The sequence below is a fragment of the Arthrobacter sp. B0316-5-4 genome, assembly GCF_059090325.1.
In genome coordinates, this window is record NZ_JBNHFN010000020.1 from 1 (window position 1) to 1,444 (window position 1,444).

Sequence of the window (1,444 nt, forward strand, 5' to 3'; positions counted from 1 at the left end):
CTGTAGGAGAAGAGACCTCACACATCCTCAGCGGGTTGACTGCCCAGCTGCCTGATCGTGATCCGGAAGAGACTGCGGAGTGGATTGAGTCCCTTGATGCGTTGATCGCCGAGCAGGGTACTGAGCGTGCGCAGTTCATTATGCGTTCGTTGTTGCAGCGTGCTGGTGCCCGGTCGGTGGGCGTGCCGATGGTGACGACCACTGATTATGTGAACACGATCCCGGTGGACCAGGAAGCTGAGTTCCCGGGGAACGAGGAGTTCGAGCGCCGGTACCGGGCGTATATGCGCTGGAACGCTGCGGTGATGGTTCACCGTGCGCAGCGCTCCGATATTGGTGTGGGCGGGCATATCTCCACCTATGCCGGTGCCGCGACCCTGTACGAGGTGGGCTTTAACCACTTCTTCCGCGGCAAGGACCACCCCTCCGGCGGTGACCAGGTCTTCTTCCAGGGCCACGCGTCCCCTGGCATGTACGCCCGGGCGTTCATGGAAGGCCGCCTCACGGAAGAGGATTTGGACGGGTTCCGTCAGGAGAAGTCCAAGGCCGGTCACGCCCTGTCCTCGTACCCGCACCCGCGCCTGATGCCGGACTTCTGGGAGTTCCCGACCGTGTCGATGGGTATCGGCCCGATGAACGCGATCTACCAGGCCCAGTCCAACCGGTACCTGCAGAACCGTGGCATCAAGGACACCTCCGACCAGCAGGTCTGGGCGTTCCTCGGGGACGGGGAAATGGACGAGCCAGAGTCCCGTGGCCTGCTCCAGCTCGCCGCGAACGAGAACCTGGACAACCTGAACTTCGTGATCAACTGCAACCTCCAGCGCCTGGACGGACCGGTCCGCGGTAACGGCAAGATCATGCAGGAACTCGAAGCGTTCTTCCGCGGCGCGGGCTGGAACGTGATCAAGGTCGTCTGGGGCCGTGAGTGGGACTCCCTGCTCGAAGCCGACACCGACGGGGCGTTGGTGAAAATCATGAACGAAACCCCCGATGGTGACTACCAGACCTACAAGGCCGAGTCCGGCGGGTTCGTCCGGGAACACTTCTTCGGGAAGAACCCGGCCACCAAGGACATGGTCGCGGACCTGAACGACGAACAGATCTGGGGCCTCAAACGCGGCGGGCACGACTACCGCAAGGTCTACGCCGCGTACAAGGCAGCGACCGAGTTCAAGGGCAAACCCACCGTGATCCTGGCCAAAACCGTCAAGGGCTACGGCCTGGGCCCCCACTTCGAGGGCCGCAACGCGACCCACCAAATGAAGAAACTGACCATGGAAGACCTCAAAGCCTTCCGTGACCACCTCCGGATCCCCATCAGCGACGAACAACTCGACGCGGACCTCTACCGGCCCCCGTACTACCACCCCGGCATGGACGCCCCGGAAATCAAATACCTCATGGAACGCCGGGCCGAGCTCGGCGGGTTCGTACCCGAACG

General features: G+C 62.7%; 1 protein-coding gene. It reads left to right on the top strand.

All coding sequences use genetic code 11. The features are described from left to right. Positions 1-1,444: thiamine pyrophosphate-binding protein (locus AC5RU9_RS21285; protein WP_494018071.1), on the top strand; the 1,444-nt coding region annotated here is incomplete at both ends.